The sequence below is a fragment of the Stutzerimonas stutzeri genome (assembly GCF_024448935.1).
Classification (GTDB): domain Bacteria; phylum Pseudomonadota; class Gammaproteobacteria; order Pseudomonadales; family Pseudomonadaceae; genus Stutzerimonas; species Stutzerimonas stutzeri_AO.
In genome coordinates this window covers 21,259-39,917 of record NZ_JAMOIE010000030.1, presented here as the reverse complement: position 1 = coordinate 39,917, position 18,659 = coordinate 21,259, and the positions used below count along the sequence as shown (strand labels likewise).

Here is an 18,659-nt window from a genome sequence, read left to right as displayed (position 1 = left end):
TGTAGGATGGAATCGCCAGAGGCGCTTCCGTCGTTTACCGCGAAGGGGCCAGGTTTCCCCCCATAGCACGCAACCGCGCCCACCCACCCGATCGTCGGATTACGCCTTCGGCTAATCCAACCTACGTAGGAATCAACCATTGGCGTTGGCCACCAGGGCAAAGGAGCTGAGGCTGACGCGGTGCTCGCGGGTCAGGTATTCGCGACGCTCCAGGCGGTCGCGCTGGAAGCGGGCATCACGCGACAGGCGCGAGAACCAGTAGAGCAGCTCGTCGGTGGCGCCCTCGGGTTCCTGTTCCAGCAGCCAGGCCATCAGGTCCGGCAGCGGCAGTGCCTGCTGGCAGCGCTCGATCATCTCGCGGGCGGTGCGCGGTGCGCGCGGCTGCTCGCCCTTGCGCTTGCCGCTGGCCCGCGGGAACTGCGCCGGTTTCGGCTCGAAGCGGGCCAGGGCATAGACGTAGGCCTCGACCTGGCTGGCAGTGCCGAGAAAGGTGCTCTGCGGACGGGTGAACAGCGGCAGCGAGGCCTGCGGTACGGCGTCCAGGCCTTTCTTGCGGATCGCCGACAGCGCCAGCGCGGCGCCGCGGGTCACCGCATTGTGCCGGCGGGCTTCCTCGCGCAGCGGCAGCAGCAGTTCGCGGGCCTTGCGCAGGGTCAGCTGGGCGGTGGTCTGCATATCGAGGATGCGCGCGTGGGTGCGCAGCAGGAGATCGTCGTCCACCAGTTGGCCGAGGCGCTGCTGCTCGCCGAGCAGTTTCATCAGCACCTGCTCGACGCGATGCACGCCCTGCTCGAAGGCGCCATCGGCGGAGACCAGCTGGATCATCGGCTCGACATATTCGTCCCAGGTCGCCAGCACCTCCGCATAGCGCTGGCGCAGCGGAATCTGGCGGTCGCTGGTCTTGGCCCGGTCGGCCACGGCGACCAGCGCCTGCTCGTCGTTGTCGAGCTTCTTCAGTACATCGCGTACGCGCATGTCCAGCAGGCGCAGCTGGCGCGCAAGGTCGTTGCCGTCGCGAATCTCGAAGGCATCGAGGATATGTCCGGCCAGACGCTCCAGGTGGCGCAGGTAGGCCTCGATCTCCAAGCACAGGCCGAGACGATGCTCGCGGCGCAGGTAGGCGAGGAAGTCGTGGATCTGCGCGTTCAGCTCGAAGCGGTTGGGGCTCTTGGCCACTGGTACCAGAATGTCCAGGCGGATCCACTGGTCGAGCAGGGCGGTAATGTCGGTGGGAGTGCCTTCCGGTAATTGCGCGGCGAGCTGGTGACGAAGTTCGACCAGGCTCAGGGTGCCTGCATCGAAACGCTCGCACAGCGGCTCGAGCAACGTCCAGTGTTCAGCGAGGGCACGCAGTACGCGCTTGGGTTCGATCATCGAGGCGCCAGTCCAGCCTGTAAAAAAGCGCGAATTGTACTGCATTGACAGCCCACTGAAGGCCCGCCGGACAATCGGACGCGCTCTGAATGCGGCGCCCGGCAATCAACTGGGCGATTCACTTGAACGTCATTGCAGGCGGGTTAGCCTGTCTAGCATCGGCGCTTGCAGCCATATCGGTGCTGCCGGATGTCCTGGAATGGTGACGAAGTGTTGAAAATCTATTTCGATCTGCGCCGGTAATCGGCACAATTCGCGGCTTTTGCAAACGGGGAGCTGCCGGCTCCTTTCCGGCGAAAACCCTTGGGGGCACGTACACATGATCAATACGCCGTATTACCTCATCGACAAACAGAAGCTCCTGGGCAATCTGGAGAAGATCGCCTACGTGCGCGAACAGTCCGGCGCCAAGGCGCTGCTGGCACTCAAGTGCTTCGCCACCTGGTCGGTGTTCGACCTGATGCAGCAGTACATGGACGGCACCACTTCGTCGTCGCTGTACGAACTCAAGCTCGGCCGGCAGAAGTTCGCCGGCGAAACCCACGCCTACAGTGTGGCCTGGGCCGACGACGAGATCGAAGAGATGGTCGCCAACTGCGACAAGATCATCTTCAACTCCATCGGCCAGCTGGAGCGCTTCGAGGCTGGCACCGAGGGCACCATCCGTGGCCTGCGCGTCAACCCGCAGGTGAGCAGTTCCGACTACCTGCTGGCTGACCCGGCGCGGCCGTTCAGCCGTCTGGGCGAGCACGATCCGGCGAAGATCGAGGCGGTGATCGGCAAGATCAGCGGCTTCATGTTCCACAACAACTGCGAGAACTCCAGCTTCGAGCTGTTCGACCAGATGCTGACCACCATCGAGGAGCGCTTCGGCCATCTGCTGGAAAAGGTCGAGTGGGTCAGCCTCGGCGGCGGTATCCACTTCACCGGCGAAGGCTATCCGCTGGATGCCTTCTGCGCGCGGCTGAAAGCGTTCTCGGAAAAATTCGGCGTACAGGTCTACCTGGAGCCGGGCGAAGCGGCGATCACCATGAGTGCGTCGCTGGAAGTCACGGTGCTCGACACCCTGTACAACGGCAAGAACCTGGCGGTGGTCGACAGCTCCATCGAGGCGCACATGCTCGACCTGCTGATCTACCGCCTCAACGCCAAGATGGCGCCCAACGACGGCGAGCACAGCTACATGGTGTGCGGAAAGAGCTGTCTGGCCGGCGACATCTTCGGCGAGTACCAATTCGATCGTCCGCTGGCCATCGGCGATCGACTGTCGTTCATCGACGCGGCAGGCTACACCATGGTCAAGAAAAACTGGTTCAACGGCCTGAAAATGCCGTCCATCGTGGTAAAGCAGCTCGACGGCAGCGTCGAGGTGGTTCGTGAGTTCGACTTTAACGATTACCTGTCCAGCCTTTCCTGAGGCCGCAGTACAAGGGGGTGAAACAATTGAAGAAAAACGTTCTTATCATTGGTGCAGGAGGTGTCGCCAAGGTGGTGGCCCATAAGTGCGCGCAGCACAACGACGAACTCGGTCGTATTGCTATCGCGTCGCGCAACATCTCCAAATGCCAGGCCATCATCGACAGCGTGCAAGCCAAGGGCGGGCTCAAGCAGCCCGGCGAAATCAAGGCCTATGCGTTGGACGCCATGGACGTGGAAGCGACCAAGGCACTGATTCGAGAAACCGAATCGCAGATCGTCATCAACGTCGGTTCTGCCTTCCTCAACATGTCCGTGCTGCGCGCCTGCATCGACACCGGCGCCGCGTATCTCGATACCGCGATCCACGAAGAGCCGGGCAAGATCTGCGAAACGCCACCGTGGTATGGCAACTACGAGTGGAAGCACCTGGCCGAGTGCCAGGAGAAGGGCGTCACCGCCATCCTCGGCGTCGGTTTCGACCCGGGCGTGGTCAACGCTTACGCTGCCCTGGCGCAGCAGGAATACTTCGACAAGATCGAGTCGATTGACATCCTCGACGTCAACGCCGGTTCCCACGGCAAGTATTTCGCCACCAATTTCGACCCGGAAATCAATTTCCGCGAATTCACCGGTCAGGTTTACAGCTGGCAGAACAGCCAGTGGACGACCAATCGCATGTTCGAGGTCAAACGCACCGACGACCTGCCGGTCGTGGGCGCACAGAGCCTCTACCTGACCGGCCACGACGAGGTGCACTCGCTCTCCAAGCACCTCGATGTACCGAACATCCGCTTTTGGATGAGCTTCGGCGAGCACTACATCAACGTCTTCACCGTGCTGAACAGCCTTGGCCTGCTCTCCGAGCAGCCGGTGCGCACCGCCGAAGGCCTGGAAGTGGTTCCGCTCAAGGTGGTCAAGGCGGTGCTGCCCGATCCCGCATCGCTGGCGCCGGGCTATACCGGCAAGACCTGCATCGGCGATCTGGTCAAGGGCACCAAGGACGGGCAGCCGCGCGAGCTGTTCATCTACAACGTGGCTGACCACGAAGAAGCCTACGCCGAGACCGACAGCCAGGGCATCTCCTATACCGCCGGCGTACCGCCGGTCGCCGCCGCGCTGCTGATCGCGCGTGGCGAATGGGATGCGCAGCGCATGGTCAACGTCGAAGAGCTGCCGGCGCAGCCGTTTCTCAAGCTGCTCGATGTGATGGGGCTGCCGACCCGGATCAAGGATGAGCGCGGCGATCGTCCCTGGGATCAGGCTTGATCGGCTGCGCGTCGGCCCTGCTGCGTTAAAAACAGGCTCGGACGGTGGCTTGCCACCGAACGGCCTTTAGGCCGGCCCGAAGGGCGAGCGGAGCGAGTCATGCTCATTTACAGCAGTAAACTCGTGCGCGAGCCCGGTCCGCTTCCTCGCCTGTTTTGATTCGCTGGCGCTCACCCTGCGGGCCAGCCTTCGGCTGTTACTTCCGCTGGTCGTTGCGCCTTGCATGGCTCTAGCTCGCTCGATCAGCCCAAAGCCCGCCTCTTGGCGGGTGTTTTTCTTTCTGCGATCAAATTGGCCCCACGCGCCGCGCTTCCCGGCCCGCCCATTTCACGCGACAATCCACCGTCTACAAGCGCCCCCTCAGAGGCGCTCGCCAGCCGTGAGGATTTCCTATGAGCAGCAACGACCGCGTCATCATCTTCGACACCACCCTGCGCGACGGCGAGCAGAGCCCCGGCGCGTCCATGACCGGTGAGGACGCCAAGCTCGTGCTGAACGTGGATGGCAACGAGCAGGCTGCGTCAGCGCAGGGGTCTGGGCCGGTCGGCACGACTTTCAAAGCCGTCGAGTCGGTGGCCAACTCGGGCGCCACGCTGCAGCTGTATTCGGTCAATGCCATCACCAAGGGCACGGATTCTCGAGGTGAGGTCACGGTGCGGCTGGAGAAGGGCGGGCGTATCGTCAACGGCAACGGTGCCGACACCGATGTCGTCGTGGCCTCGGCCAAGGCGTACCTCAATGCGCCGGACCTGATGCAGGTCGGCGCCAAGGCTCATCCACAGGTGGCCGGGTTTTGATTACCGAAAGCCGGCGTCGTGCCTTCCTCAACGCCATGCAGATCACCACCTGGCTGCCGCGAGCCGAGCTGCCCTTTGCCGCGCCTTCGCGCCCGGAGCTCTTGCAAATCATCGAGACGGCATCCGCGCCCGCGCCAGTCGTCGAGCTTCGACCGCTGCCACAGCCGAGCCGCACAGTGCCCGAGCCGGCAGCGCCTGCGACGTCTGCTTCGGTCAGCCCAGCCAGCCCGGCCGCAGATGCGGTTCGCTCGGTCATGCCGCGCATCGCCGTGCCCGAGCCGAACAAAGCTGCGGTCAAGACCCGTGAAGCGCAAGCGGTTGCCGCCGAGCAGAAAGCCGCCGTACCGCCCCCTCGCTTCGCCTTGCAGCTGCTGCGTGCTGGCAATGTGCTGTTGCTGGTCGAGCTGCCGATGGGTGAGTCCTTCCAGAGCCGCGATCCCGCTTACATTCTGCTCAAGGACGTGTTGCGTGCTGCCAGGCTACCGGACAGCCCGCAGCAGGTCGGAGACGGTGAGCCGATTCGCTGGCCGCTGCTCCATCGCGGCAGCCTCGATCAGGGCGCCGAAGCCGCACGTGACTACGTGCAGGGCGTGGTCGCTGCCGAGTTGGAAGAAATGGGTTGTGCCTGCCTCTGGCTGATCGGCTCGCCAGCGCTGCGGTTTGCTGGCGAGGTCGAGGCGGACGCCTGCTATCGCGAGCTGCCAATCGAAGGCTTAGGCGTTGCGTTGACGATGCCGGGGCTCGAGCAGTTGATGGAGCAGCCCGGCAGCAAGGCAAAGCTGTGGCGGGCCATGCGCCGCAGCATGCCGCGCTGGGTGATCGGTTTGAGTGGAGCCACCAGTAGTGTTCATGAGTGATGCAGTGAGCTTCTGCCCGATGACCGCGGCGGATATCGAAACCGTTCTGAAAATCGAATATGCCGCTTTCAGCCACCCCTGGACCCGCGGAATCTTCACCGATGCGCTCAGCGCCTATGAGTGCTGGGTGATGTTCGAGGGCGAGCAGCAGGTCGGCCACGGCGTGATCAATGTGATCCTCGATGAAGCACATCTGCTCAACATCACTGTCAAACCGCAGAGCCAGGGTCACGGGCTTGGCCTGCGACTGCTGGAACACCTGATGCAGCGCGCTCAGGAGCGTGGCGGGCGCGAATGCTTCCTTGAAGTTCGCGCGAGCAACACCTCGGCTTATCGTCTGTATGAGCGTTATGGCTTCAATGAGGTGGGGCGTCGCCGTGGTTACTATCCCTCTGCCGAAGGGCGGGAGGATGCGCTGGTAATGGCCTGTACGCTGATCGACTGATCCAGCGAAGGTCTGACGCAAGAAAGGCCCGATTCGAAAGCGTCGGGCCTTCTTCTTTATCGTCTTTACCGTCGCCCTCTATCCGTTGCGTACGGCAGACAGCAGCAGCCTGAGCGAGGCTACTGTCCTGGCGCCTTGTCCCGGCCAGAATCCAGCGGAGCGTCACCGCCGAGTTCGTTGTCATCCATCACTTCGTCATTTTCGTGTAGCGCGGCGTCACCGCCGCCGAGGCCGGTGTCCGGATCGCCATCTGCCGGGCCGTCCCAGGGTTTACCGTCCAGTGGGTTGGAGCGGGCCGCTTCGGCCTCGTCCAGGTCCACATCGGCCCCGATGCGATGCTCCGAAACTTCACTCAGATCCTGGTCAGCCGGCCCGCCATGACCCTGCTCGTGTGGCGAGCGGGAGCCATCGTCAGGCATGAGTGTTTCCGGCGCCATGTCGTCCATCGTCGTCTGGCCGCCTGGCACCTCACCCGTTGTCATTCCGGCTTCGGCGACTCGCTCCGGCGGGAACTCGTCCTCGAGTTCTTCAGCAGCGACTTCATCCCCGATGCGGCCTTTACGGTCGTCCCGATGCTGGTCGAAATCGAGCTGCTCGATTGAACCCATGCGGTCCTCGGTAGTGTCGATTTCCGTTGGGGTATAAGGCTTGGAATCGTTCATGACAACCTCCTGCTGGAACTCTGGTCTTGCAGCTTGTGACCCGGTGCCGATGTGAAGATTCAGGCCGGCCGCTGGCCGGTTCCGCCTTTATGAACCAAGCTGCAGTGGCCGTGCATGTTGAATTACAGGCGGCGGCCGCGATAAAAAACGCGAACCACCACCGTTGACGGGGGGTCCCAGTTACATGAGTAAACAAAATGATCAACCCGAGCTAGAGGCTCGGAGCTGCGCTTTTTTTTTCGATGTTGATGGCACGCTCGCTGAGATCCAGCCGCGGCCCGAACTCGTTTTCATCCCCCCACGTTCACTGGCGGCGCTGGAACAGTTGAGCGCCAATGGCATTCCTGTTGCGGTCGTGTCGGGCCGGACGATCAGCCAGCTCGATGCCCTGCTCACACCTCTGCAACTGCCCGCTGCCGGCGTGCACGGCGCCGAGCGTCGTACCGCAACCGGCGAATTGCGAAACCTGACCCTCGATAATGACGTGCTCGACGCCATCCAGCGCGAGCTGGCGCAAGCATGTGCCAAGCATCCTGGCCTGATGCTGGAGAACAAGGGTGTCGCCTTTGCGCTGCATTTCCGCCTGGCTCCTGAGCTTGAAGAGACAGCGCGCGGGGTGGCCGCAGATTTCGTGGCCCGTTATGGTGAGGTGTTGGCGCTACAGCCTGGCAAGTGCGTCTTCGAACTCAAGCCGCGCGGCGCCAGCAAGGGCGAGGTCATCCGTACCTTCATGCAGGAGGCACCGTTTGCCGGACGGACACCCGTCTTCATTGGCGATGACCAGACCGATGAGGCAGGCTTCTCGGTGGTCAACGAACTGGGCGGGGTCTCGATCAAGGTGGGCACAGGGCCGACCGAAGCCATGCAGCGGCTGGCGTCAGTAGAGGCCGTCGCCGCCTGGCTCGATGGGTTGCAGAACACGCTGTCCGAGCCGCAGCAACATCCAATAAAACCAGACTGAAGCGAGAACTACATGAGCCGACTAGTAGTGGTTTCCAACCGTGTAGCGCCGATCAAGGCGGGGAAGGTCGCTGCTGGCGGGCTTGCAGTTGGCGTTCACGACGCATTGCGCCAGGCCGGCGGTATCTGGTTTGGCTGGAATGGCGATGTAAGCAGCACCCCGCAAACCCGTACCGAGACCGTCGGTAATATCACCTACGCCACGATGGGCCTCACCAAGCAGGATTACGACCAGTATTACCGGGGATTTTCCAATGCCACGCTGTGGCCGATCTTTCACTACCGGATCGACCTGGCGCGATACAACCGGCAAGAGTACGACGGTTACAGACGGGTCAACGCCATGCTGGCGGAGAAACTGAAGCCGCTGCTCGAACCTGACGACATCATCTGGATCCACGACTACCACCTGATTCCCTTCGCCGAAGCCTGCCGCCAGTTGGGCATCCGCAACCGCATCGGTTTCTTCCTTCACATTCCGTTCCCGCCGCCGGAAATCCTGACCGTCATTCCGCCGCACAATGAGTTGCTGAAAACACTTTGCTTCTACGACCTCATCGGCTTCCAGACGGAAACGGATCGGCTCGCCTTCCAGGACTACATGACCCGCGAAGTGCGGGGCATCCTCGAGCCCGATGGCAGCCTGACCGCGTATGGTCAGAATTTCCGCGCCGGGGTGTATCCCATCGGCGTTGTCCCGGACGAGATCCAGACGCTCGCCGAGTCCTACAAGGGCCGAAGCAAGCCCATGCGGCGCACCACGGATGTCGATCGCAAGAAGATCATCAGCGTGGATCGACTGGATTATTCCAAGGGATTGGTCGAGCGATTCAAGGCGTACGAAGCATTCCTCGACCGATACCCGGAGCATCGTCGCGCTGTCGAGTTCATCCAGATCGCGCCGACGTCGCGTTCGGACGTGAAGACCTATCAACACATTCGTCAGCAGTTGGAAAGCGCAGCGGGTCACATCAATGGCTGGCTGTCGGACCTGGACTGGACGCCCCTGCATTACCTCAACAAAAGTCATGATCGGAAAACCCTGATGGGCTTGTTCCGCCAGTCCGACATCGGCTTCGTCACCCCGCTGCGCGACGGTATGAACCTGGTCGCCAAGGAATACGTCGCGTCTCAGGACCCGGAAGATCCCGGTGTGCTGGTGCTGTCGCGTTTCGCCGGGGCCGCGCGCGAGCTGACCTCAGCGCTGATCATCAATCCCTACGATTGCATCGGCATGGCCGAGGCGCTGGATCGCGCGATGCGTATGTCGCTCACCGAGCGCAAGGATCGCTATGAGCACATGATGCGGGCGATACGCACCGCTGACCTGGACGCCTGGCGCGACAATTTCCTGCGCGACCTGCGCGCCTTTTCCTCCCGCCCGAGAGCCGAAGTGCCTTCGAATCCGCTGTTCACCGTCTAATACTGTGACGTACCGGTCTGCGTGCTTGTCAAAACACCGACCGGTTCGTAACGTGCGTGTCGGAATGGAAGGGGCAGGTGATGAGCAACGAGCTTCAACAGTTATTCGAGAACAATGCGCGCTGGGCTGAAGCGATCATCGAAGAAGACCCTGCTTTTTTCACCAAACTGGCCAAGCAGCAGCTGCCGGAGTACCTCTGGATTGGCTGTTCCGACGCCCGCGTGCCTGCCAACGAGATTGTCGGCCTGCTGCCCGGCGATCTCTTCGTTCACCGCAACGTCGCCAACGTGGTGCTGCACACCGACCTCAACTGCCTGTCGGTGATTCAGTACGCGGTGGATGTGCTCAAGGTGAAACACATCCTCGTCACCGGTCATTATGGCTGCGGAGGTGTTCGCGCTTCGATGCATGACGATCAGCTCGGCCTGATCGACGGCTGGCTGCGCACCATCCGCGATCTGTATTACGAACACCACGAGCACATCGCCAGCTTCCCAACCGAAGAAGCACAGGTGGATCGCCTCTGTGAGCTCAACGTCATCCAGCAGGTGGCCAACGTCAGTCATACCACCATCGTCCAGAACGCCTGGCACCGCGGCCAACAGCTGTCGGTGCACGGTTGCATCTACGGCATCAAGGACGGCATCTGGAAGAACCTCAACGTTACCATCAGCGGTCTTGATCAACTGCCGCCGCAGTACCGCCTACGCGCACGTCGGCCGGGCTGATGGACAGGCGTCAGGGATGGGCTTTCGCCGGCCTGCTGCTAGCCGTGCTCTGCTGGAGCGGCAACGCGCTGGTGGCGCGCGCCTTTCATGATGCAATACCGCCGCTGGCCTTGTCGTTCTGGCGCTGGGTGCTGGCGACCTGCCTGTTGCTGCCGTTCGTGGCGCGCTCCATCTGGACACACAGGGCCACGCTACGCGCCGCGGGTTGGCGGTTGCCGGTGATCGCCGCATTGGGCATCAGCAGCTACAACTCATTGCTGTACTCCGCGGCGCAAAGCACCGAAGCCATCAACCTCACCCTGGTCAACACCTGCCTGCCGCTGTTCACCTTCATCGGCGGCGGCCTGCTGTTGGGTGAATGGCCTGCGCGTCGCGCCTGGTTCGGCATGGCCATCGCCGCGTGCGGGCTGGTCTACCTCATCAGCCGTGGTAGCTGGGATGCATTCACCCATCTGGCCTTCAAGACCGGTGACCTGATCATGCTCGCAGCGGTACTGGCATGGGCGCTGTATACCCTGTCGCTACGGCGCTGGGGCGCCTTTCTCCAAGTTCCGCCCTTGACACTGCTGGGCGTGCTGATGGCAATCGGTACGCCGTTGATCCTGCCGTTCTATCTATTCGAGCTGAGTCAGGCTGGCGGCTTCACGCCCACCTCGACCAACCTCGCTGTCATCGCCTACACAGCGGTCTTCGCGTCGCTGGTGGCCTATCTTTCCTGGAACCACGGCGTTAAAACCGTCGGCGCGGCGAAAGCGGCCATGGCGACCTACCTGATGCCGGTCTTCACCGCCATTCTCGGCTGGCTGGTGCTGGGCGAGGGGCTGCGGACATTCCACTGGGTGGGCGGTGGGCTGATCTTCGCCGGGCTGCTGCTGGCAACCCGACCGGCTGCGCGTCGCGCGGTCCGCTAGCGCAGAGTCGAGCAATAAGAGCCCGCCTGCGCGGGGCTGTCATTTGCACTTGTGGTTGTCAGGATCTCTTCGTCGCTGCCGTTCATGCGTGTGTGCACGGGTGCCCTGTGGGGTTCTCTGCGTACTCCGCTGGCTTTACCGGGAGCAACCAAAGTCCCTTTCCCTACGGCCAGCCGGCCAAATCTGCGACAATCGCGGCCTTCACGCTATCGCTTACGGCTGTCCATGACCGACGCAACGCCTGCTTTTGATCAACTCCTGAAAAATCTCGACCAGGCGATGTACGCCGATCGCCATCGCTTGCGTCGTCAGTTGCATGACCTGCGCAAGAAGGTTGGTGATGCACCACTCGAAGACGAGCGCCTCGCCCAATGGCTCGAACATTTTCATGCCTCTGCCGCCAAGGCCGAGGCGCGGCGGCAGAGCGTGCCGACCATGCGCTACGACGACAGCCTGCCGATTGCCGCCAAGCGCGAGGAGATCAAGGCTGCACTGGAAAAACATCAGGTGCTGGTGATCGCCGGGGAAACGGGTTCTGGCAAGACCACTCAGCTGCCGAAGATCTGCCTGGAGATCGGCCGTGGCGTGCACGGGCTGATCGGCCATACCCAGCCGCGTCGACTGGCTGCACGCAGCGTTGCGACGCGGGTAGCCGAGGAAATCGGTACGCCATTGGGTGAGCTGGTGGGTTATCAGGTCCGCTTCGAGGACCAGAGCAAAGACAGCTCGCTGATCAAGCTGATGACCGACGGCATCCTGCTGGCCGAAACCCAGCACGACCGCTTCCTGGAACGCTACGACACCATCATCGTCGACGAGGCCCACGAACGCAGCCTCAACATCGATTTCCTGCTCGGCTACCTCAAGACCTTGCTGCCACGGCGGCCGGATCTCAAGGTCATCATCACCTCGGCGACCATCGATCTGGAGCGCTTCAGCGCGCACTTTGCTGGGGCCGGCCTTCCGGGCGCGCCGATTGTCGAGGTGTCCGGCCGAACCTTCCCGGTCGAAACCTGGTATCGCCCGCTTGCCGCGGAAACTGACGAGGACGGCAACCGGGTCGAGGACGATCTCACTGTCGACCAAGGCATTCTGGCGTCGCTGGACGAAATCGAGGCGCATGAAAAAGGCATCGGCAAGCGTCCCGGCGATGTGCTGGTGTTTCTGCCCGGTGAACGCGAGATCCGTGATGCCGCCGAAGTGCTGCGCAAGGCCAACCTGAAGTTCACCGAAGTGCTGCCGCTGTATGCGCGATTGACCCCGGCCGAGCAGCAGAAAATCTTCCGCCCCGCGGCCGGCCGCAAGATCGTGCTGGCGACCAACGTGGCTGAGACCTCATTGACCGTGCCCGGTATCCGCTACGTGATCGATTCGGGCACGGCGCGCATCAGCCGCTACAGCTACCGCGCCAAGGTGCAGCGCCTGCCCATCGAGGCCGTGTCCCAAGCCAGTGCCAACCAGCGCAAGGGGCGTTGCGGGCGGGTCGAGCCAGGCATCTGCATTCGCCTCTACAGCGAGGAGGATTTCCTCGGCCGGCCCGAATTCACCGACCCGGAGATCCTGCGCACCAATCTCGCCGCGGTGATCCTGCAGATGCTGCATCTGCGCCTTGGCCAGATCGAGGATTTCCCCTTTATCGAGCCGCCGGATGGCAGGGCCATCAGCGATGGCTTCAACCTGTTGCAGGAGCTCTCAGCGGTCAATCGCGAGAACCAGTTGACGCCGCTGGGCCGGCAGCTGGCGCGTTTGCCCATCGACCCGCGCCTGGGCCGCATGCTGCTCGAAGCGGCGCAGCTGGGCAGCATGGCCGAGGTGCTGATCGTCGCCAGTGCGCTGTCGGTGCAGGACGTGCGCGAGCGCCCGGCCGACCGCCAGCAACAGGCCGATCAGGCCCACGCGCAATGGAAGGATCCGGATTCGGATTTCGCCGCGCTGATCAATATCTGGCGCGGTTTCGAGGAACAGCGTCAGGCGCTGGGTTCCAACCCCTTACGCACCTGGTGCCGGAAGAACTTTCTCAACTATCTGCGTCTTCGCGAGTGGCGGGATGCGCATCGGCAACTGACGCTGATCGTGCGGGAGTTGAAGCTCAACGATAACGCGCAGCACCGTAGGAGCCAGCTTGCTGGCGATCAGGCCATCGATGGTAAGGATCGCCAGGCTGGCTCCTACAAGGAAGACGGCAAAGAGGCGTCGCCCGATCAGCTAGCCCTGACGAAGGACAAGAAGGTCAACGTCAAACTGGCCCAGCAAGCCGAAGCCAGCGAGGCAGCACAGAAAGCCAAGAGCTATGCCGCGGTACACAAGGCGATCCTCTCCGGCCTGCTCAGCCAGGTCGGCCACAAGACCGAGGAGGGCGACTTTCTCGGCGCGCGGCAACGGCGTTTCTGGGTGCATCCGTCCAGCGTCATCGGGCGCAAGAAGCCCAGCTGGATCATGGCGGCGGAACTGGTCGAAACCACCAAGCTGTTCGCCCGCATGGTGGCGAAGATCGAGCCGGACTGGATCGAGCCGCTGGCCAAGCACCTGACCAAGACCAACCACTTCGAGCCGCACTGGGAGAAGAAGCGCGGCCAGGTGGTGGCCTTCGAGCAGGTCACCCTGTACGGCATGATCGTGGTGGCGCGGCGCCCGGTGCATTTCGGGCCTATCGACCCGCCTGCCGCACGGGAGCTGTTCATTCGCGAAGGCCTGGTGCGCGGGGAAATGCACAGCCGGGCCAAGGCGCTGACCGCCAATCGCGAGCTGCTGGAGTTGTTCGACGAGCTGGAAGCCAAGGCGCGGCGGCGCGACATCGTTGCCGATGAAGACACGCTGTTTGCCTATTACGACGCGCGCGTGCCGCAGGACATCTACCAGACCGCCAGCTTCGAAAGCTGGTACAAGCGCGAGAGCGCCAAAGATCCGCAACTGTTGGTCATGCGCGACGAAGACGTGCTGGCGCGTGATGCCAGCGAAGTCACCGCGGCGATGTATCCGGATCATCTGCGCATCGGCGAGCTGCAGCTGCCGCTGGAGTACCATTTCGAACCCAACCATCCGCGCGACGGCGTGACTCTGCGCGTGCCGGCGCCATTGCTGCCGCAGTTGCGCAGCGAACGGCTCGACTGGCTGGTGCCGGGGCTGATCGAGGCCAAGGCGGTGGCGCTGGTGCGCAACCTGCCGAAGGCGATCCGCAAGAACTTCGTGCCGGTGCCCGATTTCGTCAAGGCAGCCCTCGCCAAGGTCACCTTTGGCGAGGGCGCGCTGCCCGAGGCGCTGGGTCGCGAGCTGCTGCGCATGACCGGCGCACGGGTTCCGGAGGAGGCCTGGGCCGAAGCCGCAGCGGGCCTGGAAAACCATCTGAAGATGAACATCGAGGTGGTGGATGCGCGCGGCAAGTTTCTTGGTGAAGGCCGTGAGCTTGCCGAACTGACTGCGCGTTTCAACGAGGCGAGCCAGGCCGCGCTGGCGCCCCCGCAACAAAAGGCCGAACAGAAACCGGTGGAAGCCAAGGGCTTCGCCCAGGTGGCGGAAAAAGCCCAGGCGAAAATGGCGGGGCTGTCCATGACCGTCTACCCGGCGCTGGTGGAGGAGGGCGGGGTGGTCAAGGAAGGCCGCTTCCCGACCCAGGCCGAAGCCGACTCTCAGCACCGCCGCGCCCTGCAACGACTGCTGCTGCAGCAACTGGCCGAACCGGCCAAGTACTTGCGCAACAAGCTGCCAGGCCTGACCGAACTGGCGTTGCTGTACCGCGAGATGGGCAAGATCGATGCACTGGTCGAGGACATCCTGCTGGCCTGCCTCGACAGCTGCATTCTCGACGGCGAAGCGCAACTGCCACGCGATGGTGCTGCGCTTGCGTCATTGGCAGAACGCAAGCGTGGCGACTGGGCATCCCATGCTGAGCGTCTGGCCCGCCTGACGCTGGACATCCTCAAGCTCTGGCATGGCTTGCAGAAGCGCTTCAAGGGCAAGATCGACCTTGCCCAGGCGGTCGCGCTCAACGATCTCAGGGGTCAGCTGGGCAATCTGGTCTATCCCGGCTTCGTTCGCGAAACACCGGGCGAATGGCTCAAGGAATATCCGCGCTATCTGAGGGCGGTCGAACAGCGCTTCGACAAGATCGGCGCGCAGCTGCAGCGCGATCGCGTGTGGTCCGGCGAATTGGCTGGCTACTGGGAGCAGTACCAGGCGCGGTTGAAAAAGCATCAGCAGGAAGGCAAGCGCGATCCGGAACTGGTGCTGTACCGCTGGATGCTGGAGGAGTATCGCGTGTCGCTCTGGGCCCAGCAGTTGGGCACGAAGATGGCGGTGTCGGACAAGCGCTTGAGCAAGCAGTGGAGCCAGGTGGAGGCTTGACCGTAAGATTGCGCAGGATCCCTGGTGCCCGCAGATCAGAAAGTTGAATACGTCCTGACCACGTCCAGCCGCGGAGGCAGGTTCATAGCCTCCGGAATGGCCAAGCATTGACCCGCGCGAGGCTGGCCGGGCCTATCAGCACGATTTCAGTTGGAATTTCGCAAGGAGCCCCCAGCGAGAACCGCGTTCTGTTTCAGCTCGGTCTGGCTGAACCAACCATCCTTACACTGCACATTGCCGCGCTTGAGCTTGACCAGCAAGGTGCCGTCCGGGGCGGTAACGAAGCGGTTGGCGCCGTGTGAGCCAGGGTGTTGTCGCGGTCCGGATCGTAATGGTGATCGCGGCTGGTATTGCTCAGCATGAAGGCCCCCCATTGATGCGGTAATCGATGTCGGCGGTCAGCGAGAAGACTTCGCTGCGGGTGTAGCCCTGATCTGCGTCGGCAGTACGAAGCGTTTGTCGCGGTCGACATCGACCGCGCGGCCGTTGATTGCGGAATGCCGAAGTCGATCAGGCGCTTGTCGTGCGGATATGGCGCCCCGAGGTTGATCTCCAGCTCATCGCAGAGCTGGAAGTAGGCAGACGGCGCCAGGACCTTGCGTTCCAGAAAACCGTTTTCGCGGAAGGTGTCGCAGTCTTCCGGTGCGCCGGTTACACGAAACGCCTTGGTTTTCTGCTCCTGATCGGCCCAGCCGGCATCGAATCGAGTGCGCCGCTTTCCTTCGCTGTCGAAGCTGACATCCACACGTTTTCCCGCCTCGCCCTACGCTACGAGCCGCCTGGCCTGTTTTCGGCTGCTTTTCTCGCGTTTTGCTCAAGCCGTTCCAGTCGTTGCAACTGACCTTGCTTGTTCAGCCGGATCCGCAACAGATCTTCGGCCAAAATCAAGTTCGCGCCGAAATGCTTCGCCGCCTCCACCTGAATGTCGTCCAGTGATAAGCCTCTGTTCGATGCGCCTTGATACCGCGCGCTGAAGTGCGTCAGCACCAGATGCGGCAGCTGGATCGACGCTGCGAATGCGGCGACCTGCGCGGCTGTGCTGTGGCCGAAATCAGCTTTACCGGCTTCGGCGATGGCCTGGGTATAGGTCGCTTCGTGGACCAGCAGTTGCGCGCCTTGGCAGGCCTCGCGAAGAAGTTCGGGCTGGTCGTTATCGCCCGCTATAACGACACGACGCGGTGCACGACTGAACAGTAGATAGTGCTCGCTACGCAGCGTGCGTCCCTCATGTTCGATGTCGTGGCCGCGCATCAGATCGCCCCAGAGTGGGCCGCGCGGCACGCCGTCGCGGTCGAGCTTGTCGACATCGAGGCTAGGATCGGGGCGGGCTTCGGTGAAGCTGTAACCCCAGCTCGGGACCCGATGGGACAGGGCGGTGGCCTCGACGCGCATCTGCGAGCTGCACCAGCCGTCGAACGACTCGGTGGCGTGAAACTTCAGTTCGTAGGGCAGCCAGCTCTGGCTCATGTCCAGCGTGGCACGTACCCAGTCTTCAATCGCCCGCGGAGCGATGATATCCAGCGGCTCCTGGCGCCGTGCCAGGCCGGCGCTGGCGAGCAAACCCGGCAAGCCGTAGCAGTGATCGCCGTGCACATGAGTGATGAAAATCGCACGCAAGCCATGCAGTGTCAGCGGCGTATGCAGCAATTGATGCTGGGTGGCTTCGCCACAATCGATCAGATACCAGCCTTTACCGCTGTCCTCCAGCAGCGCTACGCCGCTGACATTGCGGGCCATGGTCGGCGTGCCGGAAGAAGTGCCAAGGAAAATCAAGTCCATGGTGATGCTCATGCGCAGTCGTCGCGTCAGTATGGCGGCCGAGTGTCGGCGGATAAACCTGCACCCGACCGGGCGCAGCGCTGCGTTCATATATCTTTTAGCTACTAAGAAAGCATTAACTTATATTAAGGATTGCTAGTCCGGACCGTTATGCTGCTGGCCTTTGACACGGCCTGTGTGCCTTGAATCGGACGTTCTCATGGAATTCGGTGTAATCAGCTTTGTTGTAGCCGGCCTGCTGGTTGGCTTTATCGTTGGCATGACCGGTGTAGGCGGTGGCTCGCTGATGACACCGATCCTGTTGTGGTTCGGTGTCAACCCGGCTGCGGCCGTTGGCACCGATCTGCTCTACGCAGCGATTACCAAAGCCGGCGGCGTCTGGGTACACCAGAAGAATCGCAACATCGACTGGAGCATTACCGGCTGGCTGGCGCTGGGCAGTGTGCCGGCCGCAGCGCTGACGCTGTGGCTGTTGAAAGGGCTGCACTCGGACCAGGATGCGCTCAACGCGATCATCAAGCACTCCCTTGGCATCGTGCTGGTACTCACGGCTCTGGCTGTGCTGTTCAAGAAGCAACTGCTCGCTGTGGCTGCTCGCTTGTCAGGCCCGACCCCCAGGCTGTCGTCGCGCGGGTTGAACATCCTGACCGTAGTTGTGGGCGTTGTGCTTGGCGCAATGGTCACGCTGACTTCGATAGGCGCGGGTGCGCTGGGTACAGTGGCGCTGTTCTTCCTTTACCCCTTGCTCGCCACGCGCCGCCTGGTGGGCACTGAGATCGCCCATGCGGTGCCTTTGACGCTGGTAGCCGGGCTGGGCCACGCCAGCATGGGCAACATGGACTGGACCATCCTGAGCTACCTGCTGATAGGCTCGTTGCCGGGCATTTATTTGGGCAGCCACCTGTCCGGCCGGGTGCCGGAAGCGGTGTTGCGACCTTGCTTGGCAGTCATGTTGGCGATGATCGGCTATAAGCTAATCTGACCACGATCTATTCACGTCCGCAGGCACTGCCACTGCGCTGGATTGTTGCTTCTATCTGCTCCGTCAGCACACCGGCAGCATCCTAGGCGGCTGGCCCTGAGCCAGCGCCTTCTGGGGACCACCACCGACCAGCCTATCGGCACCATTGCCTCGCTGGCCGGGTTTGGCTCTCAGCATCTCGATGCATCAGCATTTCAGCAAGGCGCTGGGCGTCTCGCCGAAGCAATATCGCCAGGCATTCCGGGGCCAGGGTTGACCTTCAATGGTGCATCGCCAGCCGGCGTATCCGTCGTATCGCCTGAGCTCGTGGCCTGTGTTTCATATCTGTCACAGATACTTGAGCCACCGAATGTCCCGTCGGCGCGCCTTCAGCGAGGCGAACCAACGCACTGGGGGATATGACACCACCGTCAGCGTACACAGGCAAACGGCCATAAGGCCGCAAAGCCGAGGTAGCTTCCCCGGTGGAGTCCCTCGAAAGGCTCCGCGGCAGGATCGGCAAAACAGTAACAATCAGAGGGAAAGGGCGTGACCGGGGATCGCTAAGCCCCGATGCACGTGGCGCGCGGTGTGTTATCCACAACATCTGTGGATAACATTGTGAACAAATATTGGATGACGTGCCCAAACGCCCATCTGGCGCGGCTCAGAACAGATCGACGAGTTTTTACTCAGTATTGATAAAGCCTTTCTAATCAATGGCTTAGATTTGGTT

Annotated in this window: 13 protein-coding genes and 2 pseudogenes; 11 read left to right on the top strand and 4 right to left on the bottom strand. The window is 62.3% G+C overall.

The window, feature by feature from the left end; all coding sequences use genetic code 11:
- Positions 1-132: 132 nt before the first annotated feature.
- Positions 133-1,419, bottom strand: coding sequence for an Mks condensin complex protein MksB (gene mksB, locus NA637_RS10920; protein WP_272888994.1), 1,287 nt, complete (start codon positions 1,417-1,419; stop codon positions 133-135).
- 274 nt (positions 1,420-1,693) lie between these two features.
- Between mksB and NA637_RS10915 the strand changes: the two genes are divergently transcribed.
- From NA637_RS10915 to rimI, 5 genes and pseudogenes are all read left to right on the top strand, one after another.
- On the top strand, positions 1,694-2,791 hold the full coding sequence (locus tag NA637_RS10915) for a carboxynorspermidine decarboxylase (protein ID WP_256072285.1): 1,098 nt from the start codon (positions 1,694-1,696) through the stop codon (positions 2,789-2,791).
- Between the two features lie 26 nt (positions 2,792-2,817).
- Positions 2,818-4,059, top strand: a complete 1,242-nt coding sequence (locus tag NA637_RS10910) for a saccharopine dehydrogenase family protein (protein ID WP_256072284.1) — start codon at positions 2,818-2,820, stop codon at positions 4,057-4,059.
- 458 nt (positions 4,060-4,517) lie between these two features.
- Positions 4,518-4,856, top strand: a pseudogene (locus NA637_RS10905) (alpha-isopropylmalate synthase regulatory domain-containing protein); the annotation flags it as partial.
- The gene (locus NA637_RS10900; RefSeq protein WP_256072283.1) at positions 4,853-5,713 is read left to right on the top strand and encodes an energy transducer TonB; all 861 of its coding nucleotides are present in this window, start codon (positions 4,853-4,855) and stop codon (positions 5,711-5,713) included. The pseudogene NA637_RS10905 and the gene NA637_RS10900, both read left to right, overlap by 4 nt.
- Entirely contained in the window at positions 5,706-6,158 is a 453-nt protein-coding gene (rimI, locus tag NA637_RS10895) for a ribosomal protein S18-alanine N-acetyltransferase (RefSeq protein WP_256072282.1), read from the top strand. Before NA637_RS10900 ends, rimI begins: the two co-directional genes overlap by 8 nt.
- Before the next feature lie 119 nt (positions 6,159-6,277).
- On the opposite strand, the gene NA637_RS10890 is transcribed toward rimI, so the two are convergent.
- On the bottom strand, positions 6,278-6,820 hold the full coding sequence (locus NA637_RS10890) for a hypothetical protein (protein WP_256072281.1): 543 nt from the start codon (positions 6,818-6,820) through the stop codon (positions 6,278-6,280).
- Positions 6,821-7,004: 184 nt separating this feature from the next.
- On the opposite strand from NA637_RS10890, the gene otsB reads away from it, so the two are divergent.
- The 5 genes from otsB (at position 7,005) to hrpA (ending at position 15,183) form a co-directional block, all read left to right on the top strand.
- Positions 7,005-7,781, top strand: a complete 777-nt coding sequence (otsB, locus tag NA637_RS10885) for a trehalose-phosphatase (protein ID WP_256072280.1) — start codon at positions 7,005-7,007, stop codon at positions 7,779-7,781.
- A 12-nt stretch (positions 7,782-7,793) separates the two neighbouring features.
- A complete protein-coding gene (gene otsA / locus NA637_RS10880; RefSeq protein ID WP_256072279.1) occupies positions 7,794-9,203 on the top strand; it encodes an alpha,alpha-trehalose-phosphate synthase (UDP-forming) in 1,410 nt (469 codons plus the stop codon).
- An 80-nt stretch (positions 9,204-9,283) separates the two neighbouring features.
- Positions 9,284-9,931 (top strand): carbonate dehydratase, encoded by a 648-nt coding sequence (gene can / locus NA637_RS10875; protein ID WP_256072278.1) that lies wholly within the window; start codon positions 9,284-9,286, stop codon positions 9,929-9,931.
- Complete coding sequence (locus NA637_RS10870; protein ID WP_256072277.1) at positions 9,931-10,842, top strand: DMT family transporter; 912 nt, start codon at positions 9,931-9,933, stop codon at positions 10,840-10,842. Before can ends, NA637_RS10870 begins: the two co-directional genes overlap by 1 nt.
- Before the next feature lie 225 nt (positions 10,843-11,067).
- Positions 11,068-15,183 (top strand): ATP-dependent RNA helicase HrpA, encoded by a 4,116-nt coding sequence (gene hrpA / locus NA637_RS10865; RefSeq protein ID WP_256072276.1) that lies wholly within the window; start codon positions 11,068-11,070, stop codon positions 15,181-15,183.
- Positions 15,184-15,353: 170 nt separating this feature from the next.
- Here the strand turns inward: hrpA and NA637_RS10860 are convergent.
- Positions 15,354-15,934 (bottom strand): annotated as a pseudogene (locus NA637_RS10860) (TonB-dependent receptor); the annotation flags it as partial.
- A 17-nt stretch (positions 15,935-15,951) separates the two neighbouring features.
- Complete coding sequence (locus NA637_RS10855) at positions 15,952-16,962, bottom strand: ribonuclease Z (RefSeq protein WP_256072290.1); 1,011 nt, start codon at positions 16,960-16,962, stop codon at positions 15,952-15,954.
- A 199-nt stretch (positions 16,963-17,161) separates the two neighbouring features.
- On the opposite strand from NA637_RS10855, the gene NA637_RS10850 reads away from it, so the two are divergent.
- The gene (locus tag NA637_RS10850) at positions 17,162-17,944 is read left to right on the top strand and encodes a sulfite exporter TauE/SafE family protein (RefSeq protein WP_256072275.1); all 783 of its coding nucleotides are present in this window, start codon (positions 17,162-17,164) and stop codon (positions 17,942-17,944) included.
- Positions 17,945-18,659: the final 715 nt, after the last annotated feature.